Below are 25698 nucleotides of genomic sequence, written 5' to 3'. Positions count from 1 at the left end.
CGACCAGCCGCACCGCGGCAATCAGAAAGAGCGCGAAAGCAGGAGATGGAATGGCCGAGTGCATGCTCGCCGACCTTCTGCGCGACCTGTTCAAGATCGAGGCGCGGAACGTCGCCATCAACCACGATCAGTACAGTCTCAACTCGCTCAACGGCTTCTTCGATACAGAGGACGGCCAGTTCTTCTTCAAGTTCCACCAGGAGGAAGGTGAGGAGGCGATGAGCGGCGAATACTACCGTGCCGACATCCTTGCGCGCGCCGGCCTTCCGGTCGATCAGCCGCTGCTGATGTCGGTCTTGCCGGGCGAACAGATCCTCGTCTACCGGCGGCGCACGGACCCTCGTTTCTCGGACGTGCTGCGCGCGCTTGACCTGAACGATGATCCGGCAGCACGCGCCAAAGCCGTGGATGCCGAGCGAAAGCTGAACGCGGCGTTGCTCGGCGTCTACCGCAAGACGCTTCATGCGGTCACTGCGGCGGAGGTATCTGCCGAGCCGGTTCACAGGCTCTTTTATGAGCGCCTGATCGACCCGCCGACAGGCGCCTATCCGGGCGGGCGCCTTGCCAGCTTCTACGTGGGCAAGTCGTTCGCGTTTCCAGGCCTTACGCTCGATTGGCAGACCCTCTCCCGTCTTCGCTTTTCAATCAACGGCACCGAATATCGCGACAGTCTGGGCGCGCTCTTCGATGAAGCCCATGAGCGGCTCAATCCAAACCGCCTTGCCGGCGCAGGTGGGGTGACCGCGCATGGGGACGCCCACAACGCCAATGTCTGGTACGAGGCGCACGGCGATACGGCGCACCTCTCCTTCTTCGATCCCGCCTTTGCCGGCGAGAACATCCCGACGCTTCTGGCAGAGGTGAAGACCACCTTTCACAACATCCTCGCCCACCCGCTCTGGCTCTACGAACCTTCGCTGGCGGCACAGCACTATTCAGCCAGCGCCACGCTCGACGGCAACCTCCTGCAGGTCACCTGCAGCCACACGCCAAGCGACGTCAGGCGCGAGCTTCTGGCCGTCAAGGGCGAAGCGATGTGGCGCCCACTGCTTGCCGAGCTCAAGGTGCGTGGCATGTTACCGTCCGACTGGCGCCGCGTCGTCCGCCTCGGCCTTTTCCTTTGCCCGACGCTCGTCATGAATCTTCGAGCGGGCGCAACGAGCCACAACCCCGTTTCATCCCTGATCGGTCTTTCATATGCGGTGATGGCCGGCAGTGAGCCGGTTGGCTGCGAGGATACCCTGTCCCGCTTCTTCGATAGCATCGATCCGGATCGAGGCTGATGGAATGCTGGTCAATGTGCTGGATTACCGTGAACGCGCGCGACGTCGGCTCCCGAAGATCTTCTTCGACTATATCGACGGCGGATCCTTTGACGAAGAAACCATGCGGGCAAACCGCGCGGACTTTGCCGCGCTCACCCTTCAGCAACGGGTACTGGTAGAGCCGAAGGCGCAGGACCTGTCCACCGCCTATCTTGGCGTACGCCATCCCCTGCCCTTCATGCTGGGGCCGGTCGGATTTCTCGGCCTGTATTCCGGCAAGGGCGAATTCAAGGCGGTGCGCGCAGCCCATGCGGCGGGCATCCCTTTCTGCCTCTCCACCTTCTCCATCGCCTCACTTGCGGATCTGCGGGCGGAAACGAAGGGGCCTCTCCATTTTCAGCTCTACGTGCTCGAGGACCGCACCCTCTGCGAGGAGCTTCTTCAAGCAGCCGAGCATGCCGGGGTCGATACGCTGTTCGTGACGGTTGATACGGCCATTACCGGTATTCGAGAACGGGACGTGCGCAACGGGTTCCGGTCGTTGACGCAGATGACGCCCGGCCTCCTGGCACGCCTTGCGCTCCGGCCCCGCTGGCTGGCCGGCATCGCCCTCAACGGCTTGCCGTCCGTGCGGGCGATCGAACACCGGCCGGAATTCGGACGCGGCGCCTTGGCGCAGGCAGCCAACCTTTCGCGTGGGATCGACAAGACGCTGTGCTGGAAGGACATCGCGTGGCTGCGCGACCGCTGGCTTGGCAAGCTGATCGTCAAGGGCATTCTCGCGCCCGGGGACGCGGCGATGGCACGCGAGCTCGGATGCGACGGTATTGTCATCTCAAACCATGGCGGGCGCCAGTTGGACGGCGCATCGAGCACGATCCGCGCCCTTCCCGCAATTCGATCGGCCGTTGGTCCGGATTTCTGCCTCATGCTGGACGGCGGCATCCGCCGCGGCACTGATATCATCAAGGCGATTGGTCTGGGTGCCGATGGCGTGATGCTCGGTCGCGCCTATGCCTATGGTCTTTCCGCGGCAGGAGAGCAGGGCGTCGCGGGCGTGATTGCCGTTCTTGAACGGGAGATATCCATATCCCTCGCCCTCATGGGCGTTGCCTCGATCGACGATTTGAAAAGGCGCGGCCGCGACGTTGTCACCGCAAAGAGCAAGGTCTGGCCTCCAAGTTGAGGATCGACAGCTTAAGCGTGCTTGGCGACAGTGGGCCGGCGCACCAGTGCCGCCTTGCCGATGAAGTCGCCCTTGTCGAGCCAGATGAAGCGGTCGAGGGTGCTTTCCCAGGCCGTCAACTCCGGGGGGCATGTCACGGTAAGACGTTTCGAGGCACAGCAATTCCAGTGCGTGATAGCCGGCGAGGCGTCGGCCGTGCGGCTGGCCCGCCGCACGAATCGCCGGCAGCAGCTGTCGCTGGTAGGGCGCAGGTCGTACCCGATGTTTACCGCACGCCACCGCTCGGTGCCGACAGCAGCTCCTGCTGTCGGCCGAGATTGAGAAGCCATTTGTGGAACTGCTGGCCAAGAGGACGCTCCAGCGCGGCCCGGTCCCAGGCGAGATAGTAGCTTTCGGCAAGTTTCATTCTAAGGTCGCAGGGCACGATCAAGTTGCCGCTGGCGACGTCTTCCTGGATCATCGAAATCTGCGCGAGGACGAAGCCGCGACCGCTTGCCGCCGCGTCGATGGCGCTGCTGGAGAGCGTGAAGGACAGGCCCGAATAGGCCGCCCGGTCATCGGCACCCACCAGCCTCGCCCAGTCCCGCCACTGGGGTGAGGCCTTGTAGTCGGACTCCCATTCAACATTGATCAACGGGAAGTCCAGAATGTCGGTCGGCTTTTCGATCGTCCGTCCCGCCAGCAGAGCCGGTGAACAGGCAGGCACCACCCAGTCGGTAAAGAGCGTGCCGACATGTTCGTGCACATAGGAGCGTCGCCCGTAGGTGACGCGGAAATCGACATCCTCCCAGCCGAGTCGCGGCTCCTGCTCCTGGCCGAGGATGCGCACGGCCGAGTTGGGACAGAGAGACTGCCAGTCGAAAATCTTGCGGCTGATCCAGCGATTGGCGACCGATGACAGAGCGGAAATGACGATGCCGCTGTTGTTGCGCGCGCGGGTCAGAACATTCTCGGCATAGGCCAGTTGCTGGAATCCCTTCGAGACCTCGCGAAAATAAAGCTTGCCCCAAGAGGACAACTCCACCCGTCGACCGTGCCGCTCCAGAAGGGTCAGGCCGAGCGATTGCTCCAGTCCGCGCACGAGCTGGCTGACCGCGCCAGGTGACACGCCGAGATCCCGCGCAGCCGCACTGACAGTGCCGCAACGCCCGATGGCCTCGAAAGCCTGCAGCGCGCGCAAAGACGCTTTGCCCATGCCGAAATCTCTCCCTCAAACCCGCTTCATTTTAGAATTTCTAAAAAAGAACGCAGCCCAAGGCAACTTGTTGGCGGCAAAAAAGATGGCGACGATGACTTAGCAAAAGACAAGGAGACATGCATGTTTCTCAAGAGCGCCTGGTATGTTGCCGCGTGGGATCACGAGGTTGATCGCAGCCTGAAGCCCGTCCGTATCCTCGGGGAAAACATCGTTCTCTACCGTCTCGAGGATGGCCGCCCGGCCGCGCTCGAGGATGCCTGTCCGCATCGCAAGCTGCCGCTTTCGATGGGCCGCCTGAAGGGAAACGATGTCGAGTGCGGCTATCACGGCCTCACCTTCGACTGTTCCGGCGCCTGCACGCGGGTTCCGGGTGCAGAGCGTATTCCGCACGTCGCCAAGGTTCGCTCCTATCCAGTGCATGAGCGCTATGGCCTGCTGTGGATCTGGATGGGCGAGGCCGAGAAGGCCGATCCCAAGGATATTTTCCAGGTGGAGCATTTCGACGATCCGGCTTGGGGGATCAACCGCGGCGAGTCGATGACGCTCAACTGCAACTATCTCTACATGACCGACAATCTCCTCGATCCCTCGCATGTCGCCTGGGTGCACCAGTCCTCCTTCGCAAGCTCGGCCTGCGAGGAAACCCCCTTGGAAACGACGGTCAAGGATGACGGCGTCACTGTCTGGCGCTGGATGATCGATTCCGAACCCGCGCCCTTCTACGCGCCCTATCTGCAATTTTCGGGCAACACGGATCGCAAGCAGCACTACGAGGTGCGCTATCCCAGCAACGCGATCATCAAGGCGATCTTCGCGCCGGCCTTTACGGGCGGCGAAGGCAAGGTGCTGCCCGATAACACCTTCCTGATGGACAGCTATAACTTCATGACGCCCGTCGATGAGAACCACACGAAGTACTACTGGTTCCAGCTTCGCAACTTCGCACCCGACGATCCCGAGGTCTCGGCTGGCTTCGCGAGGTCCGTGCGCGGCGCCTTCGAGGAAGATCGCGTGGTGCTGGAAGCCGTGCATCAGGGCATGGCGACCATGCAGACGCCCAATCTCGACCTGAAGATCGACGCCGGCCCGATCCGCTTCCGCCGCAAGCTCGCGCAAATGATCGCCGCAGAGCAGGCCGCGCTGCAACCGGCACAGGCGGCCGAATAGGAAGCGTCCCGATGACAGGTTCCAATGGCTCGCGCTTGCGGCCCTTCAGGCTGGTCTCGAAAACGCGCGAAAGCGATACCATCACGTCCTTCGTCTTCCAGCCGCTGGATGAAAGCGGATGGCAGGACTTCGAGGCCGGCCAGTTCCTGACGCTTCAGGTGCCAACACAGGATGGCGCGAGCGTGGTGCGCACCTACACGGTCTCCTCCTCGCCGCGCCTGACCGGAACCTACCGGATCAGCGTCAAGCGGGAGCAGGCCCCGAGTGCCGACGTGCCTTCAGGCCTCTGTTCCAACTGGCTGCACGATGCGCTGGAGCCGGGCATGGTGGTGCAGGCTGCTCCGCCCCGCGGCGGCTTCGTGCTCGACCGCACCAGCGCACGGCCGGTGCTGCTGATCTCGGGCGGTGTCGGCATCACGCCGATGATGCCGATGTTCGATCTGCTGGCGCGGGAAAGCGACCGGCCGGTCTGGTTCATCCATGCCTGCGAAAACGAGGCGGTCGAAGCCTTCCGCAGCGAGGTTGCGGCCCTTGCGGCGCTGCGTCCGGACCTTCACCGGCACACGTGCTATCGCGTTCCGAAGGCCGATCCGGCATCCCTCACGCTGCCGCGCCATTCGAGCGGGCTTCTCAGCCGGGCGACCTTGCAGGCGCTGCTGCCGCTCGATGACTACGAGGTCTATCTCTGCGGGCCGCCGCCCTTCATGCAGGCGCTCTACGCGCTGCTTCTGTCGCTCGGAGTGCGCAAGGAGCGGATCGCCTACGAGTTCTTCGGACCCGCGAGCCTGACGCTGAGCGAGGAGACGGTGGAGAGGGCGGCCGCTACCACGGTCGCTGGCGCTGATCAGCCAGCAACCGGCGTGCCGGAGGGCGCGATCTCCGTCCGCCTCGGGCGTAGCGGCCGCGACCTTGAATGGACTGGTTCCAGTCCATCGCTGCTCTCGTTTCTGGAGGAACACGGGATCGAGCCGGCCTTCTCCTGCCGGGCGGCCATCTGCGGCACCTGCGAACAGGGGCTGATCGCCGGCGATGTCGCCTACCACGAAGAACCGCTCGATCCGCTGGCCGAGGGCCGCGTGCTCCTCTGCTGCTCGCGGCCGGTCTCCTCGATCGTGCTTGACCTCTGACCCTTGAGACCGCCCGGAACCGATGCCGAAGGAAACGCCGTGATGAAAGCCGAGAGACTGCCACTCCCGCTCAATCCGCATATCGAGGCGCTGCCGCCCTACAATGCGGGCATGAACCTTGCCGTCGCACGCGAGAAAAGCGGGCGCGACGATATCGCGGGGCTGGCAAGCAACGAGAATGCCGATGGCTGCTCGCCGGCCGTCCTGCGGGCGCTCACCGGGTTCGATCCATCACGCTACAGCGACCCGAACTGCACGGAGCTGAAGGCCGCGCTGGCGCACAAGCTTGCCATCACCCCGGAACGGGTCGTCGTCGGCAACGGCTCTGAAGAGATGATCGCCGCCCTCTGTCGGGCCGCGTTACGGCCGGGGGCGCGCGTCGGTACCGTGGTGCCCGGCTTCGGCCTGCACGAGATCGAGGCGCTGGCAGCGGGCGCAACGGTCGAGAAAGTCGCCATGGGCCCCGGTCTTGTCTTCGACGTTCCCGCCATCGTGACCCTGCTTCAGACGAAGCCGGCTCTCTTCTTCCTCGCCTCCCCTTCCAATCCCGTTGGCCCTGCGCTGGATCGGGCCGGCCTTGCGGCCATCATCGCGGCCGTTGCGCCGGAAACGCTCTTCGTTCTTGACGAGGCCTATGTCGAATTCCGCGATGCCGATACGCCCGATGGCCTCGCAATGCTGGCCGGTACCGACATCGCCTGGGCCGTGCTGCGTACCTTCTCCAAGGCCTATGGCCTTGCCGGCCTGCGCGTCGGCTATGCCGTGACCTCCGACCTGCGCCTCGCCCGCGTGCTGTCGGCGGCCAAGACGCCGTTCAACGTCAATGCCGCCGCCCAGCGCGCAGCAATTGCTGCCCTTGAGGACGAGGCCTGGATGCGGGCAAGCGTCAACAGGGTGCGCCACGCGCGGCAGAAGCTTGCTGATGAGATCAGCGCCCTCGGCCTCTTCGTCGCCCCTTCCGAGACCAATTTCCTCTTCATCGACACGGGCAGCGACAGCCTCGGCGTCCAGGAGCACCTTCTGTCCAGCGGCATCGTCGTCAAGCCCTGGCGGGAAAGGAGCTTCGAGACCTTTATCCGCGTCACCGTAGGCACCGACGACCAGAATGCGCGCTTCGCCGGCGCGCTGCGGGAGTTCGTCACCGGATGATCTGAAAGCCTGTCAGACGGACAAAAAAGGTCAAAAACGACCAGTGGGAACAGAAAATGAGTGCAAAGCAATGTCCTGAGACGGCGAACCGGATCGGTTTGCCGGACAGCCCATCCCTGTCGCCCGCGGGCGCTTGCCCGGATCCGACCGCTGCCGCCCTCATGCCGGGCGACACGGCCACGATGCGCCAGCGCTTTCTGCAGGCGGCCCGTTCGGCCAGCGCCGCGATCACCAGCTATCCGCATCCGCTCCCGGGGCCCGATGGTCACGCGCTGGCGACGGACGTTGCCTTCCTCGGCCGGCGCGATGCCGCCAAACTCCTCATCACCATCTCCGGCACCCACGGGGTCGAGGCCCCGTTCGGATCGGCCGCCCAGACCGTCTTCTTCGCGCAGCCGGCCGTCCGCTCGCTTCCCGACGACACCGCGCTCCTCGCCATTCACCTCATCAATCCCTGGGGCACCGCCTGGTCGCGGCGCGTCAACGAAGACAATGTCGACCTCAACCGCAATTTCATCGATTGGAGCGCGGCGCCGCCTGAAAACGCCGCCTATGCGGAGCTCCATGCTGGGCTCATGGCCTCCCCCGACGCGCAGGCATCGAGCAGCAGCGACTATGCGCGGCTGCAGCCGATCATCGAGGCGGGGCAGTACGCCTTTCCCGACGGCCTCTTCTACGGCGGTAACGGCGCCGTCTGGTCGAACCGCACGCTGCATGCGATCCTCGCCGACCATGCCGGCGCTGCGAAGCACATCATCGCCTTCGATCTCCATACGGGGGCAGGTCCCTACGGCTATCCGGCCCTTCTGGCCGTGGCGGAAGCCGAACATCCCGGCATCGGCTGGGGCGCTGAGATCTTCGGCCCGGCAATGACGACCGTCCTGACCGGCACCGGGGCCGAGACGACGACGGGCATTGCAGCAACGGCGACCGGCTATGTCTCCGCCGCGCTTCTCCGGGCGCTGCCCGCTGCCCGGATCCTGCCGCTTGTCATCGAATGCGGAACACTCGACGTGCAGACGGTGGCCAAGACCGTGCGGGACGACAACGGACTGCACCGGTCCGGCAGGCCGCTGGCGACGCCCGAAGGCGAGCGCATCAAGACGGCGCTGCGCCAAGCCTTCATTCCAGAAGATCACACCTGGCAGCGCACCTGTGTCGATGTCGCGCTCAGCCACTTCGACCGGGCGCTCGGCGCGCTCACGGCCGATAGCCTGCCCTCTGCGGTCGCGGCCGCGCCTGTGTTTGCAACGACGTCGTCCAAAGTCGTGCCCGACGGCCCGCTGGCTCTGGAGGCCAACGGCATCCGCAAGCGATTCGGTCCGTTGGAGGTCCTCACCGGCGTCAGCCTGAAGGCGAAGCCCGGCGAAGTCGTCTCGATGATCGGCTCCTCGGGTTCCGGCAAGAGCACCTTCCTGCGCTGCATCAACCTGCTCGAACAGCCCAATGGCGGTCAGCTGATCATCGACGGTGAAGAGATCCGGATGAAGACGGGGCGCGACGGCTCCAGCCTGCCGGCCGATCGCCGGCAGGTGGAGCGGATCCGCTCGCGGGTCGGCATGGTGTTCCAGAGCTTCAATCTCTGGCCCCACATGACCGTGCTCGAAAACATCATCGAGGCACCGGTCCATGTCTTGCGCGAGGAACGCGGCGCGGCGGTCGAGCATGCCCATGCGCTGCTGCGCAAGGTCGGCATGGCCGACAAGCACGGCGCCTATCCCGGCCAGCTTTCCGGAGGCCAGCAGCAGCGCGCCGCCATTGCCCGCACCCTCGCCATGCGGCCGAAGCTGATGCTTTTCGACGAGCCGACCTCCGCGCTCGACCCGGAACTCGTCGGCGAGGTGCTGCGCGTCATTCGCCAGCTCGCCGAGGAAGGCAACACCATGATTCTCGTCACGCACGAAATGCAGTTCGCGCGCGAGGTCTCGCACAAGATTCTCTTCCTCCACCGCGGCATGGTCGAGGAAGAGGGGGAGCCGGCCGAGGTCTTCGGCAATCCGCGCTCCGAACGCATGCGCCAGTTCCTGGCGCGCACGTTCTGACGTCCTGCGTCCGCAGCCGCGCGTCCCGTTTCGGGCCGCGCCGGACGCAGACATGAACCACAAGGCTCAAACACAAAAGGGGAACCAACGCATGAGTCTGAAATCTCTTCTCCTCGCTGCTGTCTTCCTGACGGGCGTCTCCACGGCGCAGGCTGCGGAAACCGTCCTGTCCATCGGTACGGAAGGCGAGTATCCGCCGTGGAGCATGGCGGACGCCAACGGCAACGTGACGGGCTTCGACGCCGATGTCGGAAACCTGCTCTGCGCCAAGCTCAACATGGAGTGCAAGTTCGTCGTGCAGGCCTTCGACGGCCTGATCCCGGCGCTGAAGGCCAAGCGCTTCGACATTATCATCTCCGGCATGTCGATCACCGCCGAACGCAAGAAGCAGATCAACTTCTCGATCGGCTATGCCGAACTGGCCAACATGTTCGTGGTCAAGAAAGATTCCCCCCTGGCCGGCACGACGGACATCGAGACGCTGCTGAAGGGTCTTAACGGCGTATCGGTCGGCGTGCAGGCGGGAACCACCCACGCGCATTTCATGGAAAAGCGCGTCCCCGACGCCATCCTGAAGACCTATGACACGCTGGACCAGATGCAGATCGATCTCGCCAGCGGCCGTGTCGAGGCCGGCTTTGCCGATGCATCGGCGCTGCAGAACTTCCTCGACCGCCCGGATGGCAAGGATTTCCAGCTCGTCGATGTCAAGGTGCAGAGCACCTTCGACCCGTCCCTCGGCGAGGGCATCGGCGTCGGCATCCGCCAGGAAGATACCGAGCTGAAGGCCAAGATCGATACGGCGCTGTGCGAGTTGATCACCGATGGCTCCATCGCCAAGGCGAGCCAGACCTGGTTCAAGCAGGACATCTCGCGCCCCTGCAAGTGAACTGACGCGACAAGTGACGTGACGAGCGCCCGCCGGCCATGACCGCCTTGGCCGGGCCGGCGGGACGCAGGCGATTGGTGGACGGAATACGGGGACAGTCGATGGAATTCGGATTGTTGCAAGTCTGGGAAGGCGGCTGGATTGGCGCCATCCTGCGGGGCGCGACCGTGACGGTGATGCTCGGCATCGCCAGCATCCTGCTCGGCGCCATCGTCGGCACGCTGTGCGGCACGGCGAAATGGCTCCGGCTGTTTCCGTTCACGCTGCTCGTGGATGTCTACACCTCCATCGTGCGCGGCGTACCGGAACTTCTCGTCATCTACCTCCTGTTCTTCTCCTCCGTCGAATTCATGGCGAAGGTCGCCGCCGCCTTCGGCTATGGGGGGCTGGAGGGCAATGCCTATGCCTTCGTCGTCGCCGTGGTGGCCATCACCGCCATATCAGGCGCCTATTCCACCGAAGTCGTTCGCGGCGCCCTGCAATCGATCCCCCCCGGCCAGATCGAGGCGGCGCGTGCGCTCGGCATCTCCAGTGGCCGCATCTTCCGCCGCATCATCCTGCCGCAAATGCTGCGCATCGCCATTCCCGGCATGAACAATGTCTGGCAGACGACCATCAAGGACACCGCGCTCGTTTCCGTCGTCGGCCTGCAGGAACTGATGCGCGTTGCCTTCGTCGGCGCAGGCTCAACCCGCCAGCCGCTCATCTTCTACACCATCGCCTTCGTGGTCTATCTCCTGATCACCCTCGTCAGCCAGTCCGGCATCGATTGGCTCGAAGCGCGGTTGCAGGGTCGCCGGAGGGCTGCGCGATGAGCATGGAACTCTTCTGGCTCGCTTTGCCGAAATTGCTGAACGGCCTCTGGCTGACGCTCCTGCTGACCCTCACATCGGTAATCATCGGGTTCCATCTGGGGCTTCTGCTCGCCGTCATGCGCCTTTCGGCCAACCGCGCGGTGGCCGGGTTTGCCAAGGGCTACAGCGCGGTCTTTCGCGGCACGCCGCTCCTGGTGCAGCTTTTCCTCTTCTATTACGGCCTCGGCCAGATCCCCTTCGTTCAGACCAATCCGGTGCTCTGGTGGATCATCGGCAACGGCACCCATTGCGCCGTGCTGGCGCTCGCCCTCAACACCGCCGCCTATACGTCCGAAATCCTGCGCGGCGGGCTTCTCTCGGTCCCCACCGGGCTGGTCGAGGCGGCGCGCGCCTGCGGCATGTCGCGGTTGCTCTGCTTCCGCCGCATTACCTTCCCTCTCGCCATCCGCCAGGCCCTGCCCGCCTATGGCAACGAGCTGCTCCTGCTGGTGAAAGGCACGAGCCTTGCCTCGACCGTGACGGTGCTGGAGATGACAGGACAGGCCAAACGGCTGATGAGCCAGACCTTCGCCATCCTCGAAGTCTTCACGATTGCCGGCGCCTTCTACCTGCTGGTCAACCTTGTTCTGATTTCACTCGTGCACCTCCTTGAAGCGCACCTCAACCGCCACCGCATCCGCTGAGCCCCAGCGCCTATCGACAGGACCGACCATGCCCGAATTGCCTCCCGGCTTTCTCGAAGACCTCGCCAAAATCGTCGGTCCGGCCCACTGCAAATCCGAGGCGATTGCCACGACCATCGATCCCGGCGGCAACCCCGCCAATCTCGACGCCGGCGTGCTCGTCGCGCCCGCCACGACGGAAGAGGTCGCGGCGGTCGTTCAGCTGTGCCGGGTTCACCGCGTGCCGATCGTGTCGCATGGCGGGCGCACGGGACTGGTGGACGGCGCGGTCTCCCGGCCGGGCGAAATCATCCTGTCGACCAGTCGACTCGACCGGATCGTCCGGATGTGCGCAAGCGAACGCGTCGCCGTCGTCGAAGCAGGGGTGACGCTGCAGGCCTTGCAGGTGGCAGCGGCAGAGCTCGGGCTCGAACCGGGGATCGACCTGCCGTCCCGCGGCTCGGCGACGGTCGGCGGCATGGTCTCCACCAATGCCGGCGGCATCTCCGCCTTCCGACACGGCGTCATGCGCCATCGCATTTTCGGCATGGAAGCCGTGCTGCCTGACGGCTCGATCTACCGGGACCTCACCCGCGTCGTCAAAAACGCGGCCGGCTATGACCTCAAGCACCTCTTCATCGGCAGCGAAGGCACGCTCGGAATCGTCACGCGCATTGCCATCAAGCTGGAGCCCTTGCCGGCAACGACCGCGACCATGCTGTTCGGCCTGCCGGACGTGGCGACCGTGCTGAAAGTCATAAGCCGTTGCCTGAATGCCGGCTATGGGACGCTGCGCGCCGCCGAAGCGATGTGGGCGACCTACTTCCAGCTGGCGGCAAGCCATCACCGCTGGTCGGCGCCGGATTTCCGGAACGATCATCCCGTCTATCTGCTGGTTTCTTTCGGCGGTAACGATGCCGGACGCCTGCAAGAAGAATGCGAGGCGATCTACTGCGATATCGCCGCCGAACACGGGGAGATCTCCGCCGTGATCGCCACCTCGCTTGCCCGGGAACAGGATCTCTGGCGCCTGCGCGAAGACACGGATGTCATCTACCGCAAGCATCCGGGCGCGCCCTCACACGACATTTCCATCCCCTTGTCCGAGCTCGACGCCTACCTCGCGCGCTGCCTGCCGGCGCTCAAGCGCCTCGACCCGAACCTTGCCCCCTACGTTTTCGGCCACCTCGCCGACGGCAACCTCCACATCGCGATCAACGCTTGCGGCAACGACGTCGCGGCCGAGCGTATCAACAGGATCGATGACATCCTCTATGCCGACCTCGCTGCCGCCGGCGGTGCCTTCTCCGCCGAACACGGCATCGGAAGCAAGCGCATCGCCCCCCTTGCGGCAACGGCCGATGCGACCAAGCTCAGCCTGATGCGCCTCATCAAGCGAACACTCGATCCCGACAACATTCTCAATCCGGGGAAGGTCCTGAGACGGGAAGCGGGCGATCAGTGAGCGGACGGCGTTGGCCGGTCTGAGATACAGGTGGTGATGCGTCCGTAACTCTGACAAGACGTCTCTTTTGCACCTCCATCGCGGCCGCCGGACTGTGACGGATATGGCCGGGCGCGAGGTGCGGCTTCCCGCTCGGAGGAAAACCGCGAACCACCCCGGGACCACTCCCGCTCGCCAAACCGGCCCTGGAGCACGTCACCGTCCACGCCGTCGATGACCAGATGTAGCCGGTCGCTCATCTCGTCCCCCGCCAGTCCCTTGGCCATAACCCGCCCGACGACAGGCTCGGTGATGCTTTTGCCGTGTGTGATGTAATCGCGGGCACTACGCTCATCGGCAAGGCCGTGATCCTCCAACGCCCGATGCATGGTCTTGATGATATCGCCGCGCTCGCCAAGGGCGCGCAGGGTCTGTTCCACATCGTCCCGGATCGTCCATCGACCAGAGTCGATCTCATCCGCCAAGCCATACCGCTCCAAGCGCTTGGCTCTGTCGATTAGAAGGGCTCGATTGGCCCGGACCGGGTAGCGACCGGAGGCATCGAGACGCACATCGATGATGCCCTGTTCCTGGCTCTCCGCGATCAGCATCCTTTCGAGCCGGGTCAGGCGCTCGGCCTCCACCTCATGCCGCAGCTTTTCCGCGACCTCCAACGCGCTCTGCTGGCCCAACTCCAGCGTCACCCGTGCCTCGGCCCGGTAGCGGACCCCATGGGCAAAATAGTCGCCGGCAATATTGAGGATGCGGCCATCCTCCGGAACGCCCCGGACAAAGACATGGGTGTGGGGATGACCAGTATTGTGGTGATCGACGGCAACCCAATTCAGCCGAGTATCCAGATCGCTTTCCATCTGCTTCATGAGATCACGGGTGAAGGATCGCAGGTCTCCCAGATCGACTGCATCTTCGGGTACGACGATGAATTGAAATTGATCCCGGTCGTCTCGTCCACGCTCGACGAATGCCTTGCCGTCGTCCTCGTCCTCGAATGCGGAATAGACCCTGCTCTTCTCGCCATCCTTGGTGACGCCATCGCGTTCCAGATAGCGCAGGTGCGCATCGACCGCTTTGGCCGTCGTTGCCCGGAACTTTGAACCACGCGATTGACCCCGCTGCGGGGCAAGCTTGACCACCCGCGCCTTGACGACGACGCGCCGCGACCGGAACCGGGTGCCGCTGCCAGCGCGCGTCAAGGCTCCACCGCCTTTGGCAAACGACGGCGCCAGTTTCGCGCCACGGCCTCGGGCATTGAAGTGCCCGCTCCCGTTGTCTGACTCCCCGCCAATCCGATCGGGGTTTCCGCCAGCCTTGCGCACGGCAATCTTCACCTGGGTGATGAACGCTTTCGAGTGCAGGCTGGCGTGGGCGCCCCGGCTCTTCGGTCGGCCCGGTTTGATGCGGAAACTGTCGTCGTCACGATCTGCCATATCGGCAGGTTCGACGCTGGCCCTCGGCCTGACAAGCAGCGAATTACCGTCATCGCAGGTGGGCGGAACAAGACTTGCAGCCCATAGATTGGGGTATCGCACCTCGCGGCAGTTGGCCGCTATCATCCTGGCGCACAGAGAAAATCAGCCGATCCTGGAATTCGTCTCACATCGCGATATTCGACGCTTCCCCGTTTTCCCTCTGGAAAACAATGTGCAGACAATCACTTACGAGCGGAGCTCGGGCGAACCCCGGTTCGCTTTATCTTGCACTCCTAATCGGTCGTGTTTCTGCTGATCTTTTGGCCATCGTGTGATCGGCACGGCCGCAGGCAAGATATCGTGGGTTCCGTCGTTCCTGGTCTGCATCGGTTCCCATCCGCTCGCGCGGACCTCATGTGTTCAGATCGCGCCAGTCATCGTGCAGGCGCGGTGCGTTTCAATGGTCGCTGTACTGCTCGTCAATGTGCTCCCAAAAGGCGGCGCTATGTTCCGGTTCTGTATGAGTCCTGAAGCCGGTGATCATGGCTCGCACAACACTCAGCATCCGTCCTGTGATGCAGCATGCCCCCCTGCCTTCCGGCATGCATGAGGCCGATCTATCGCGCCGCATAAAAAAACATCACGCGGCCGCTTAAACATTCAAAAACCACACACGCCACCCTTCAAAGGACCCGTACCATCCCTCAATCCCCACCTGGCATGTCATTTGCATTGACCGTTTTGACCGTTTTGACTGGTATGACGGTTTCCAAAAGAAAAAGGGGAACTCAATGGGTTCGGAATTCAATCGTCGTCGCTTCCTGCAAGGCGCAGCGGGTGCAGCCGCCGTCGCAGGCTACATGCAGATTAATCCTGACTTCTTCATTTCGTCGGCCTTTGCACAAACCGGCAAGACCATGACCTTCCTGTCCGCCGAAAACATCACGGGCAACTGGGATCCGACGGCCCATACGACGCTTTCGCAGAAGAATATCGAAGGCTTCGTCATGGGCTTCCTCACCCGCACGCCAATGAAGCTCGATAATCCCGGCGAGGTCGTCTACGAGCTGGCGACCGAGATAAAGCTTCTTGACCCGCATCGCCTCCAGATCAAGCTGCGCCAGGGCATCGTGTTTCACGATGGAAAGCCGTTCAAGGCCGAGGATGTCAAGGCGACGTTCGAGTATGGCTCACGCACCGACCGGCCGGCCCAGTGGTATCCGGGCCCGAGCGAAACGCTGACCATAGAGACACCCGACGACTATACGGTCATTGTCGATACCTCCAAGGGTGGATATCCCGCGCACCTCTTCATCTTCCTCGCCTCCTTCCTGCCGATCATGTCGGCCAAGGATGTGGCCGGCGGCCCCGGAGGTCCGCTGTCGCAGCGCCTTAACGGCACCGGCCCGTTCAAGTTCGTGGCCCAGCGCGGCAATGACACGGTGATGGAAGCATTCGATGGCTATTTCAAAGGCAAGCCAGCCATCCCCGGCATCAACTTCACCTTCACGGGCGATTCCACCACGCGCATGCTCTCGCTGATGAACGGCCAGGCCTCCATCGTGGAGCGTCTGGAGCCGGAACAGGTGGATTCGATCAAAGACAATCCTGCGATCTACATCAACAAAGTCGTCTCGGTCGAAAACAAGTATCTTTGGTTCCGTTGCTCGAAGCCTCCGTTCAACGATCCGCGCATTCGCCTCGCCGCCTGCCACTCGATCAACCGCGAGTTGGTCATGGAACTGATGGGCTCGGCTGGCCACGCCTCCTCCAACTTCGTTTCACCGGTGAAGTTCGGCTATGTCGACCTTCCGAACTATCCGAAATACGATCCGGAAAAGGCGCAGGTACTGTTGGCAGAAGCAGGCTTCCCCAATGGCAAGGGCCTGCCCCCGCTGGAATACATCACGTCCGTAGGCTTCTATCCCAAGACCAAGGAATATGGCGAACTGATTACAGCCATGCTTCAGGAGCAGGGATTTGACGTAAGCCTGACCGTGCTCGAACCGGCAGCCTGGAATGAGCAGCTTTATCACCGCCCCGGCGGCGGTCCCGGCCACATGGTCGACTGCGGCTGGTCTACGGCCTCGCCGGAGCCGGACCTGGTTCTGCGCACGCATTTCCATTCCTCTTCGCATCGCATATGCGGCATTGAAGACAAGGACCTTGACGCCAGCCTCGACAAGGAGCGCAACGCACCAACGCTCGAAGAGCGAAAGAAGGTTCTCCAAGAAGAGACGATGCCACTGATCGCTGCCAAGATGCCGTGCCTGTCGCTGTTCACCTCCGTCATGATTCACGCCATGCAGAAGGACTTCCAAGGCATGTACATCTACCCGGACGGGTCGATCGACGCCTCCAAGCCCGCTACCTGAGACCTTTCATCCGCACGCCGCGCTTTGCCGGCGTGCGGGCCTTCCCGTGAATCCTCAAGGGAACGACAGAATGTTCACCGTGAATTTCCTGCTACGGCGCCTTATTCAGGGCATCATCATCATCTTCCTCGTCTCCCTGCTGATCTTCACCCTGCTTCGGGTGGTGCCGGGTGATCCGGTGCGCCTGATGGCCGGGGGGATGGCGCCGGAAGCCCTGATCGAAAAGATCGCCACCGACATGGGTCTGCGTGATCCGATCCTTGTCCAGTTCGGCCGTTACATGGGCGGCGTGGTCCATGGCGATCTCGGGCAGTCCTTCGTGCGGCCAGCCAATGGCGCATCGACCGGCGGCGCGACATTCAACGACACGACCCGCGGCGAACGGGCCGAAGTCTTTGACCTGATCTTCGACGCCCTGCCGATGACCCTTCAACTGGCCGCCGTCACGCTGGTTATTGCGCTTGTATTTTCCGCAATCATTGGCATTGCAGGAGGGCTTGGCATTGGCCGCTGGCCAGACAAACTGGCCTTCTACATCTCCTCGATTTTCATTTCGCTGCCAAATTTCTGGCTCGGCATCGTGCTGGCGCTGCTGTTTTCCGTCAAGCTCGGCTGGCTGCCTGCCATTGGTTATCAGGGCTTTGCCTATACGATCCTGCCCGCCATCGTACTGGCGGTGGAACTGTCGCCGGTGCTGATCCGCACGCTGGTCAGTTCAGTTTCCGGGCAGATGATGGAGCCCTATGTTTCGGTCGGGCGCGTGCGCGGCCTTGCCCGCTCGCGCATCATCTTCAATCATGCTTTGCGCAATGCATCCGTGCCGCTTCTTAATCTGCTTGGCGTGCAGTTTTCCAGCCTGCTCGGCGGGGTGATTATCGTTGAATACATCTTCGATTATCCGGGCCTTGGACTGTTGACCATCAATGCAGTCCTCCAGCGCGATTTCCCCCTGATCCAGGGCATCGCCATCGTGACGAGCGCCATCTTCGTGCTCATCAACATCGCCGTCGATCTCGTCGCAACCACCATTGATCCGAGGCTTGAATATTGATGTCCATCACATCCGCACTCGAGACTCCGGTCGTGGCCAAATCTGCCGGCCGCTCCATAGCGCGACGTATCCTCGACCGTGCCGTGTCAGCTCCCGGCTTCCGAATCGGGCTTGCAATCTTTCTCATTCTGGCTATCGCCGCTGCTTTCTATCCGGAAATCAGCGGCATCGACCCGACGAAGATGGACGTTCGCGCCCGGCTGCTTCCGCCTCTCTTCCTTGGCGACAAATGGAGCTGGCTCCACCCGCTCGGCACGGACCAGATCGGCCGCGACATGCTGGTTCGCTCGCTCGTCGGCCTTCGCTACTCCTTCCTGATCGGCATCTCTTCGGTGGCCGTCACGCTGCTCATCGGCTGTGCGCTGGGTACCATTGCAGGCTATTTCGGCGGGCGGATCGACATGCTCATCATGCGCCTGACCGATGCGCAGCTTTCGATTCCGATGATTATCCTCGCCATTGCAGTGCTTGGCGTATCCCGGCCCACCATACCGGCCATTATTCTGGTTCTCGGGCTGTCGAGCTGGCCGGTCTATGCCCGCATCATGCGAAGTATCGTCATGACGGAACGACAGCGCGAATATGTTCGCGCGGCAAAGCTTGGAGGCTCGACGGACATTCGCATCATCCTCGGCCTGCTGGTGCCGCTACTGCTGCCGCCGGTCGTATTCACCTCGGTTCTGGATGTTGCCCGCATGATGATCTTCGAATCGATCCTCGGCTTCCTCGGTCTCGGCGTTCAGCCGCCCACCCCCACCTTCGGCAATATCATCGCAGATGGCCGCAAGTATCTTCTCAACGCCTGGTGGATCGCCACCATGCCCGGCGTTTTCCTGGGTCTGACGCTCACCAGCATCAACCTTGTCGGTGCCTCACTGGAACGCGCCCGCAACACCATTCACGGAGGGTCCGATCAATGAGCCAGCCGCTTCTTGAACTGAAAAACCTGTCTGTTGCCGCCGGTCGAGCCGGGGAGGCAAGGCTCATTATCGACTCCATCTCCTTTACGCTGGCCCCGCGCGAAATCGTTGGCGTTGTTGGCGCAAGTGGTTCGGGCAAGACCGTCCTATCCAAGGCGGTCGTCAACTGGCTGGAAGCACCGCTTGCCCGTTCGTCCGGCACTGTGCTGTTCGAAGGCACGGACATATATGGCCTCTCGGAGATGGAGATGCGCACCTTGCGCAGGCGCGTCGCCTATGTCGGGGCAAATCCCATGGGTGCCCTCGACCCTACCTTGCCTGTCGGCGCACAAATCGTTGAAAAGATCTGCGCCGTTGTGCCGGGCACCACACGGCAGGAGGCGCGGCGGCGCACGATAGAATTGCTGGATGCCGTGCGCATTCCCTCTGCCGCCAGCCGGTTCGGAGATTACCCCTCGCAGTTTTCCGGCGGCATGATGCAGCGAGCCCTTATCGTTGATGCTCTGGCGACCAATCCCGCTCTGCTGGTTGCCGACAATGTCACCCAGCCACTCGATGTTACCGTGGCGGCTCAGGTCATACGGCTGATGAAGGAACTGTCCCACGACTTCGATACGGCGGTTCTCTTCGTATCATCCTCGCTGCCTGTGGCGCGTGAAGCCTGCAACCGCATCCTTGTGATGGAGGAAGGCCGCATCGTTGAAGAACAGGAAACGGAGCAGCTGATTGCAGCACCGCTTTATCCCTATACGCGGGAGCTTGTCGAACAGACGCCGAAGATCTGGATCGGCAAGAACGAAATGCCGCGGCTGAACGACAAGCGCGACGTGGTCCTGAGCCTGCGCGATGTATCGCAGGTCTACAAGGTGAGGAGGCGCACCGGCTTCGGCGGCTTCAACCACGTGCGGGCCGTGCGCAACGTAACCTTCGATATCCGCCGCGGAGACAGCTTTGCGATCGTCGGCGAATCCGGCTGCGGAAAGTCCACGCTGATGCGCCTTCTGAGCCGGCTTGAACTGCCGAGTTCCGGCCAGATTCTGTGCGGCGGAGACGATATTGCAAGCCTTGGCGGCAAGGATCTTCTGGCCTTTCGCAAGAAGCTCCAGATGGTGCTTCAGGATCCCTTCGGTTCACTGCCACCGCGCACCTCTGTCGGCAGGATGCTGGAGGAGCCGTTGCGCACCCATGGCTGGAAAGACGGCGAAAGGATCCGCGAACGTGTTCTGAAGGTGATGGGTGAAGTAGGGCTTTCCGCCGGTCTCTACGAGGAATTGCCGCTGGGTCTGAGCGCTGGTCAGCGCCAGCGTATCAATGTCGCACGCACGCTGGTTCTAGAGCCGGCAATCCTCATCATGGATGAAACGCTCTCGGCGCTGGACCAGACGGAGCAATTCAAGCTGCTTGATCTCTTCCAGAAGCTGCAAAAGGAATATGATCTCACCTATATCTTCATTTCGCACGATCTTGCCATGGTGCGGAAGGTCTGCAACCGCGTGGCGGTGATGTATCTAGGCGAGGTATTCGAGCTGGCGGACAACGAGCGACTGTTTTTCGACCCCGGCCACCCTTACACGATGGCCTTGCTGAGCGCGATGCCGACGCTAGAAGAACGCCGCTACCAGCCGGAGGATTGCCTGCTGGAAGGCGAACCGCCAAGCCCGATCAACATTCCTCCCGGTTGCAGCTTCAAGTCTCGCTGCCCGCGTGCACTGGAGAAATGCGGCAGCCTGCCACCAGCGCTCACCGTTCGCGGCAGCCAGGATTTCGCAGCCTGTCACCTCGTGCCATCCGTCGCCGGTGGAGACATGCCGACCGCTCAAATCATGGTTTCGACCTGAAAACCTTCGTGGCCCGGCTCGACGGTGCCGCGACACTGCTCATCCAAGGTGCATTCATGAGTTTCACGGAAAATCGCCTCAGGGTCATTCTGGACATGCTGAAGCAGAATCATCGCGTCAGTGTGAACGAACTGGCCGATCATCTACAGGTCAGCCAGGAATCGATCAGGCGCGACCTCAAGGAGCTTGAAACGCGCGGCTATGCCCGCCGCGTCTATGGCGGGGCGGTCCTTGAGCAGCAGGAAAGCGATCAACCTTTTTCGGATCGCCTGCGGCTTGGCGCACGCGAAAAGGCACGGATCGGCGAGGCCGCCGCCACGCTGGTTCAAGATGGCATGAAGGTGTTCATCGATACCGGAACCACCACGCTCGCTTGCCTGAAGCATCTGGAGGCGCGAAAGGACATCACCATCGTCAGCAATTCGCTGGCGGTGGCCGCCCATTTCTTCCACATGCAGCATGCCAGCATCCGCGTGCTTGGCGGCAGAATGCGCCCCGATTACCAGGCGACCTACGGCCACGAGACCGTGACGGCCCTGAAGGAGCATTTCTTTGACCTGGCCATCATCGCCATCAGCGCCATTCACAGCGAACGGGGCTTCATGGATTTCGGCGAGGACGAAGCAATCCTGCGGCGCGTTGCCAAGGCGCAGGCGAAACGTTCCGTCGTCGTGGCCGACAGCTCCAAGTTCGGAAGGCTCGGCTCCATCCATACCTTTGGCCTCACCGACGTCGACGCCGTTGTGACGAGCGGTGTGATGGCCCGGGAATTTTCCGACCAATTCAACCAATCCAACGTGGAAATCATACATGCCTGACGTTCCCGCTTCCCCGACCCCCATCAATGCCGAACGGCTCCAGTTCCTCATGGAAACCGTCTCCACCTTCGGAGGTGGACCCGACGGCTCCATGAACCGTCTGACGCTTTCCCGCGAGGATGGCATGGCACGCGACTGGCTTGGCCGCTGGTTCGCCGAAAACGGCTTCGAACAGGCCATCGACCCCATCGGCAATCAGTTTGGCAAACTGACGCTTGCCGGGCGAAACGCCCCGGTCATCATGGTTGGATCGCATATCGACAGCCAGCCGAATGGTGGCCGCTTCGATGGCGCGCTCGGGGTCATTGCTGCCTGCGAGGCCGTTCTGTCCGTTCAGGAACGGCTGAAGGCGGAAGGGCGCCTCTCCGCCTGCAATTTCCAGATCGTCAACTGGACCAACGAAGAAGGCGCGCGCTTCCAACCCAGCCTTCTGGGCAGCAGCGTCTTTTCCGGTGCCGCCGATCTGGAATGGGCGCTGGACCGCACCGATGGCGATGGCATATCTGTGCGCGAGGCGCTGAACGAGATCGGCTATGCCGGAACCGACAAAGTGGAGTGTCCGGAGGCGTTGATCGAACTGCATATCGAAGGAGACACGACGCTCTGCAATGCTGGAGAGCGGTTCGGCATCTTTACGCGCTTCTGGGGGGCGACGAAATATCGCCTCGCCTTCCTCGGCCGCCAGGCCCATACCGGGGCAACCCCAATGGCAGACCGGAAAGATGCGCTTCTGGCTGCCGCCTATCTGATTAGCGATCTCAAACAGATCTCTACCGAACATGGCCTTGATCTGCATACCTCAGTAGGCCGCCTTGAGGTTTTCCCTAACTCTCCGAATGTGGTCCCGGCGGAGGCCGTACTCTTCATCGAACTGCGCTCAGCCGCACCTGATGTTCTGGCGGAGGCCGAAAGCAAGATGCTGGTCCGGATCGAGGACGCGGCCGTGAAGGCTGGTGTGACATCGCAGGTGCGGTCGATCGATCGCCGCAAGGCCGGCCCGTTTTCATCCAGCCTGATTGCCCTGGCGGAAGATGCTGCCGCGCGCCTTGGGCAGACGGCTCGCCATCTCGATACCATTGGCGGTCACGATGCTGTCGCGATGTCGGATGTATGCCCCGCGGTGGTTCTGGCCGTACAGAGCCGGGACGGTGTCATCCACCATCCTACCGAATTCACCTCGCCGGAAGATCAGGCATTGGGAACACAAATCCTGGCCGACATACTCTACAAAATTGCCTGCGAGGGCCTTCAGGTGATGGAAGTCAGCGAGGCGGCAGAATGACGAAACCGGGATCTGCCGTAACTGGGGTGCAAAGCCGGGTCGAAAAGGCTCTTGCCGCCTTCGCCGATAGACTGGGAGACGCACCCTCCTGCATACCCGCAATACCGGCCGTCGCATCGCCGTCCTACCACGCCGTGGAATCGCAAAGCTTCCTCGTTGTGGCAAAGGATGGCGACACGCCGCTTTTCCTGCGACTGTGTCTGGATGAGGTTGCCGATCTCGTGGACGGCGAGGCAGCCTTTGCCGCAGCTCTGCGCCTCCATCAGCTGGGCTTTGCCCCTGAACCGCTTGGATATGATGCCGCCAGCTGCAGCATGCTTTTCACCGCGCTCGGGGAGGATTGGAAAGCGGCGAAGATCGATGACCTGATGCAGCCGGAAACCGTCGCACGGCTCATCGGCATGCAAAAGGAGATTGCCGCAGGCGTATCGCTCGGCCACAGCTGGTCCGTTTTCGACGGGATCACGCAGCTCTGGGAAATCGTCACTGAGGGCGCGATGGATCTGCCCGGCGATGCAGAGTGGCTGCTGTCTTGGATGGCGCCGATCCGTCAGGCCATCGAAGCCTCCGGCATCGATTTGAAACCCGCCCATGGCGACCCCCATTCATCGAATGTAATGCTGGGTCCGAATGGCGCGATCCAGCTTGTCGACTTCGACTTGGCCGCAGACATCGACCCCTATTACCAACTGGGTGTGCAGATGAACGAACTTTACCAGTTTGAAAGCCAGATGAAGCCGCTGCTGGAAATGCACGACGGAACCTTCAGCGAGCACGCCTTCAGCCGATGCCGCGCCTATGCTGCCGCCGATGATCTCTACTGGGCGCTGCGAAGTCTGGTGCTTGAACTGCGCTCACCTCCGCGCGGCATCGAATTCCTCAAATATGCCGGCTGGCGGTTTCTCCGATGCCGGATGTTGCTTGGCCATCCGGATTTCGAGGCAAAACTGCGGGCTCTCTGAAAAACAAAAAAGGGGAACACGGTGATGAAGGAACTGGGAATGGCGCGATCCGATGCCGAGCGGGCGGTGGAGGCTGCCATCGTGCAGGTGGAGCCATGGAAAGGGCGACGCCTCAGCTACCGCGCCGTATCCGGCGGGATCAGCAACACGAATTTCCGCATCGATGTCGAGGGGCAAGACCTAGGCTACTTTCTGAAGATACCCGGTCGCGGCACAGAAATGTTCATCGATCGCAAGGCCGCGGCGGCCGCAAGCAAGCAGGCGGAAGCCATTGGTGTCGGCCCAAGGACATTCGACTACCTCAATCATCTGGACATCGAAATCGCCGAGTTCATCGAGGGACGGCGACCGTCCACCCATCGCGATTTCGCAGATCCGGCAATCCGCAATGAAGCCGTGCGGGTCTATCGCCATTTTCATCAGGCCCCGGCCCTGCCGCTAACCAAGACCGTGTTCGACATGATTGAGGAGCATTTCACCCAGGTGCGCGAGCTCGGCGGCTACTGGCCGCTGGACCACGACTGGCTTTATCGGTCCTACAAACAGGCACGTGCAGCGCTGGAGGCATCAGGCCTCGATCTCGTTGCCTGCTTTAATGATCCGATGCCGGGCAATTTCCTCATCGGCGACGACAAGTCGATCAAGCTGATCGATTTCGAATATGCATCGAACAACGAGCGCCTCTACGATCTGGCAATCTGGAGCGGCGAGATGTTTTTCCCCGAAGACATCGACTGCGCCATTATCGAGGAGTATTTCGGCCGCTACGACAAATCCCAGCATGCCCGCTTGATAGTGCACAAAGCGCTTGCTGATATAAAATGGAGTACCTGGGCCATGGTGCAGAACCGAGTATCGACGCTCCACTTCGACTTCTACAAATACGGGATCTGGAAGCACATGCGCGCCCGCTCCATCATCCACGATCCCCGCTGGCCGCTTTTCCTGAAGGCTGTCTGATGCAAATTGATACAATCAGCCCGGCGGACGCCGCAACCTATCTCGCCTTTGCCGGCGAACTGGCAGATGCCGCGCGTCCCCTCGCCCTCTCCTATTTCCGCACGCCGCTGGACGTGATCTCCAAGCTCGATGAGAGCCCCGTTACGGTGGCTGACCGTGCAATCGAAAAGCAGCTTCGCGACATGATCGAAGAGCGTTTCCCAACCCATGGCATCCATGGCGAAGAAATGGGCGTCAAACCGGGTGATGCCTTCACCTGGGTGCTGGACCCGATCGACGGCACCAAGAGCTTCATCACTGGCTTTCCGCTTTTCGGCACGTTGATTTCACTGACCCACGAGGAAAAATCTTTCTGCGGGCTGATCGATATCCCGGCAACGGGGGAGCGTTGGATCGGTTCACCAGGCGGGACGCTATTTTCCGGAAGCATCGCCCAAAGCAGCCTCTGCGAAAGCCTGTCGGAGGCCCGCCTCTACACCACCTCGCCCGACATGTTCACCGGTGGCGATGCCGATCGCTTCGAGCGCCTGTCACGGGCAACGCGGCTGCGCCGGTTCGGCGGCGACTGTTACATCTACGGCCTCATCGCCTCCGGACACTGCGATCTGGTTCTGGAGATGGGGCTGCAACCCTATGATTACATGGCACTCGTACCTGTCGTGCAGGGTGCAGGCGGTTGCATCACCGACTGGGATGGAAAGGCTATATCGGTCCATTCAGATGGCCGGGTTCTCGCGTCGGCCAACTCGAAACTGCACGACGAAGCGCTGGCGCTGATCAACGGGTGAACCGTAACATGCTTACAAAACAACAATCGAACAAACGGTTTTCCGCCTCGATGACCTGAAGACATTGCTGGCCAAGGCAACGCCGGAGAGCCGGCGATCAACTGGCCCGCATTGCCGCCGATGGACCTGTAGAGCGGCTGGCAGCGCAGATGGCGCTTACAGACCTGCTTGACCTTGCCCCCAAGTTTTATCCAGTTTTGAGTTCGCTCCGGCGGTTTTCGGTTGCTGCCTTTGCGGCGGTAGCGGCGTGTTGCGGTGCGGAGCCATTCCGGCTGCGTGAGCCCGCATCACGTCGCGGGTTGATGGTCTGAGCGAACTCGGCCGGTGTCA

22 protein-coding genes and 2 pseudogenes are annotated in these 25698 nt (G+C 62.2%); 20 read left to right on the top strand and 4 right to left on the bottom strand.

The genetic code is table 11. The features are described 5' to 3' along the window. Nucleotides 1-62 precede the first annotated feature (62 nt). Nucleotides 63-1283, top strand: a complete 1221-nt coding sequence (locus F3H41_RS13520) for a hypothetical protein (RefSeq protein WP_210246662.1) — start codon at nucleotides 63-65, stop codon at nucleotides 1281-1283. 4 nt (nucleotides 1284-1287) lie between these two features. Further along, the gene (locus tag F3H41_RS13515; protein WP_149739222.1) at nucleotides 1288-2451 is read left to right on the top strand and encodes an alpha-hydroxy acid oxidase; all 1164 of its coding nucleotides are present in this window, start codon (nucleotides 1288-1290) and stop codon (nucleotides 2449-2451) included. A gap of 11 nt (nucleotides 2452-2462) precedes the next feature. Here the strand turns inward: F3H41_RS13515 and F3H41_RS21715 are convergent, their stop codons facing one another. Beyond that, a complete protein-coding gene (locus tag F3H41_RS21715; protein WP_280177046.1) occupies nucleotides 2463-2588 on the bottom strand; it encodes a hypothetical protein in 126 nt (41 codons plus the stop codon). A 128-nt stretch (nucleotides 2589-2716) separates the two neighbouring features. Next, nucleotides 2717-3646 carry a LysR family transcriptional regulator gene (locus F3H41_RS13510; protein ID WP_149739221.1) on the bottom strand — a complete coding sequence of 310 codons (930 nt, stop codon included), beginning with the start codon at nucleotides 3644-3646 and terminating at the stop codon, nucleotides 2717-2719. A gap of 123 nt (nucleotides 3647-3769) precedes the next feature. Here F3H41_RS13510 and F3H41_RS13505 point away from each other — a divergent pair, with 123 nt between their 5' ends. The 8 genes from F3H41_RS13505 (at nucleotide 3770) to F3H41_RS13470 (ending at nucleotide 12965) form a co-directional block, all read left to right on the top strand. After that, nucleotides 3770-4816 (top strand): aromatic ring-hydroxylating dioxygenase subunit alpha, encoded by a 1047-nt coding sequence (locus F3H41_RS13505; protein WP_149739220.1) that lies wholly within the window; start codon nucleotides 3770-3772, stop codon nucleotides 4814-4816. A gap of 11 nt (nucleotides 4817-4827) precedes the next feature. Beyond that, entirely contained in the window at nucleotides 4828-5943 is a 1116-nt protein-coding gene (locus tag F3H41_RS13500; RefSeq protein WP_149739219.1) for an FAD-binding oxidoreductase, read from the top strand. A gap of 42 nt (nucleotides 5944-5985) precedes the next feature. Next, nucleotides 5986-7092, top strand: coding sequence for a histidinol-phosphate transaminase (gene hisC, locus F3H41_RS13495; protein ID WP_149739218.1), 1107 nt, complete (start codon nucleotides 5986-5988; stop codon nucleotides 7090-7092). A 56-nt stretch (nucleotides 7093-7148) separates the two neighbouring features. After that, nucleotides 7149-9134 carry a DUF2817 domain-containing protein gene (locus F3H41_RS21740; protein WP_348532494.1) on the top strand — a complete coding sequence of 662 codons (1986 nt, stop codon included), beginning with the start codon at nucleotides 7149-7151 and terminating at the stop codon, nucleotides 9132-9134. A gap of 91 nt (nucleotides 9135-9225) precedes the next feature. Further along, the gene (locus F3H41_RS13485) at nucleotides 9226-10023 is read left to right on the top strand and encodes a transporter substrate-binding domain-containing protein (RefSeq protein ID WP_149739217.1); all 798 of its coding nucleotides are present in this window, start codon (nucleotides 9226-9228) and stop codon (nucleotides 10021-10023) included. A gap of 101 nt (nucleotides 10024-10124) precedes the next feature. Next, nucleotides 10125-10838 carry an ABC transporter permease subunit gene (locus tag F3H41_RS13480; RefSeq protein ID WP_149739216.1) on the top strand — a complete coding sequence of 238 codons (714 nt, stop codon included), beginning with the start codon at nucleotides 10125-10127 and terminating at the stop codon, nucleotides 10836-10838. Beyond that, nucleotides 10835-11521: an ABC transporter permease subunit gene (locus F3H41_RS13475; RefSeq protein ID WP_149739215.1), complete on the top strand. Its 687-nt coding sequence runs from the start codon at nucleotides 10835-10837 to the stop codon at nucleotides 11519-11521. Before F3H41_RS13480 ends, F3H41_RS13475 begins: the two co-directional genes overlap by 4 nt. A gap of 28 nt (nucleotides 11522-11549) precedes the next feature. Next, nucleotides 11550-12965 carry an FAD-binding oxidoreductase gene (locus F3H41_RS13470; protein WP_149739214.1) on the top strand — a complete coding sequence of 472 codons (1416 nt, stop codon included), beginning with the start codon at nucleotides 11550-11552 and terminating at the stop codon, nucleotides 12963-12965. Here the strand turns inward: F3H41_RS13470 and F3H41_RS13465 are convergent. Further along, nucleotides 12959-14392 (bottom strand): DUF3363 domain-containing protein, encoded by a 1434-nt coding sequence (locus F3H41_RS13465; protein ID WP_244616190.1) that lies wholly within the window; start codon nucleotides 14390-14392, stop codon nucleotides 12959-12961. The two genes, F3H41_RS13470 and F3H41_RS13465, sit on opposite strands and share 7 nt — an antisense overlap. 773 nt (nucleotides 14393-15165) lie before the next feature. Here F3H41_RS13465 and F3H41_RS13460 point away from each other — a divergent pair. The 10 genes and pseudogenes from F3H41_RS13460 to eutB form a co-directional block, all read left to right on the top strand. Then, a complete protein-coding gene (locus F3H41_RS13460; protein WP_149739213.1) occupies nucleotides 15166-16749 on the top strand; it encodes an ABC transporter substrate-binding protein in 1584 nt (527 codons plus the stop codon). A 70-nt stretch (nucleotides 16750-16819) separates the two neighbouring features. Next, nucleotides 16820-17800 carry an ABC transporter permease gene (locus tag F3H41_RS13455; RefSeq protein ID WP_149739212.1) on the top strand — a complete coding sequence of 327 codons (981 nt, stop codon included), beginning with the start codon at nucleotides 16820-16822 and terminating at the stop codon, nucleotides 17798-17800. Next, nucleotides 17800-18720, top strand: coding sequence for an ABC transporter permease (locus F3H41_RS13450; protein WP_149739211.1), 921 nt, complete (start codon nucleotides 17800-17802; stop codon nucleotides 18718-18720). The genes F3H41_RS13455 and F3H41_RS13450 overlap by 1 nt, the downstream gene beginning before the upstream one ends. Next, nucleotides 18717-20558 carry an ABC transporter ATP-binding protein gene (locus F3H41_RS13445; protein WP_149739210.1) on the top strand — a complete coding sequence of 614 codons (1842 nt, stop codon included), beginning with the start codon at nucleotides 18717-18719 and terminating at the stop codon, nucleotides 20556-20558. The genes F3H41_RS13450 and F3H41_RS13445 overlap by 4 nt, the downstream gene beginning before the upstream one ends. Before the next feature lie 56 nt (nucleotides 20559-20614). After that, the gene (locus F3H41_RS13440; RefSeq protein WP_149739417.1) at nucleotides 20615-21376 is read left to right on the top strand and encodes a DeoR/GlpR family DNA-binding transcription regulator; all 762 of its coding nucleotides are present in this window, start codon (nucleotides 20615-20617) and stop codon (nucleotides 21374-21376) included. Further along, the gene (locus F3H41_RS13435; RefSeq protein WP_149739209.1) at nucleotides 21369-22658 is read left to right on the top strand and encodes a Zn-dependent hydrolase; all 1290 of its coding nucleotides are present in this window, start codon (nucleotides 21369-21371) and stop codon (nucleotides 22656-22658) included. The genes F3H41_RS13440 and F3H41_RS13435 overlap by 8 nt, the downstream gene beginning before the upstream one ends. Then, complete coding sequence (locus F3H41_RS13430) at nucleotides 22655-23620, top strand: phosphotransferase (RefSeq protein WP_188129463.1); 966 nt, start codon at nucleotides 22655-22657, stop codon at nucleotides 23618-23620. The genes F3H41_RS13435 and F3H41_RS13430 overlap by 4 nt, the downstream gene beginning before the upstream one ends. A 24-nt stretch (nucleotides 23621-23644) precedes the next feature. Then, nucleotides 23645-24580: a choline/ethanolamine kinase family protein gene (locus F3H41_RS13425; RefSeq protein WP_149739208.1), complete on the top strand. Its 936-nt coding sequence runs from the start codon at nucleotides 23645-23647 to the stop codon at nucleotides 24578-24580. Continuing rightward, complete coding sequence (gene hisN / locus F3H41_RS13420) at nucleotides 24580-25368, top strand: histidinol-phosphatase (RefSeq protein ID WP_149739207.1); 789 nt, start codon at nucleotides 24580-24582, stop codon at nucleotides 25366-25368. Before F3H41_RS13425 ends, hisN begins: the two co-directional genes overlap by 1 nt. A gap of 67 nt (nucleotides 25369-25435) precedes the next feature. Continuing rightward, nucleotides 25436-25535, top strand: a pseudogene (gene eutB / locus F3H41_RS21540) (ethanolamine ammonia-lyase subunit EutB); the annotation flags it as partial. Between the two features lie 20 nt (nucleotides 25536-25555). Here eutB and F3H41_RS13410 read toward each other — a convergent pair. Further along, nucleotides 25556-25698: pseudogene (locus tag F3H41_RS13410) on the bottom strand (IS3 family transposase); the annotation flags it as partial.

Origin of the sequence: Rhizobium sp. RU20A (genome assembly GCF_900155885.1) — a bacterium.
Lineage (GTDB): Bacteria > Pseudomonadota > Alphaproteobacteria > Rhizobiales > Rhizobiaceae > RU20A.
This window is presented reverse-complemented; position numbering and strand designations above follow the sequence as displayed.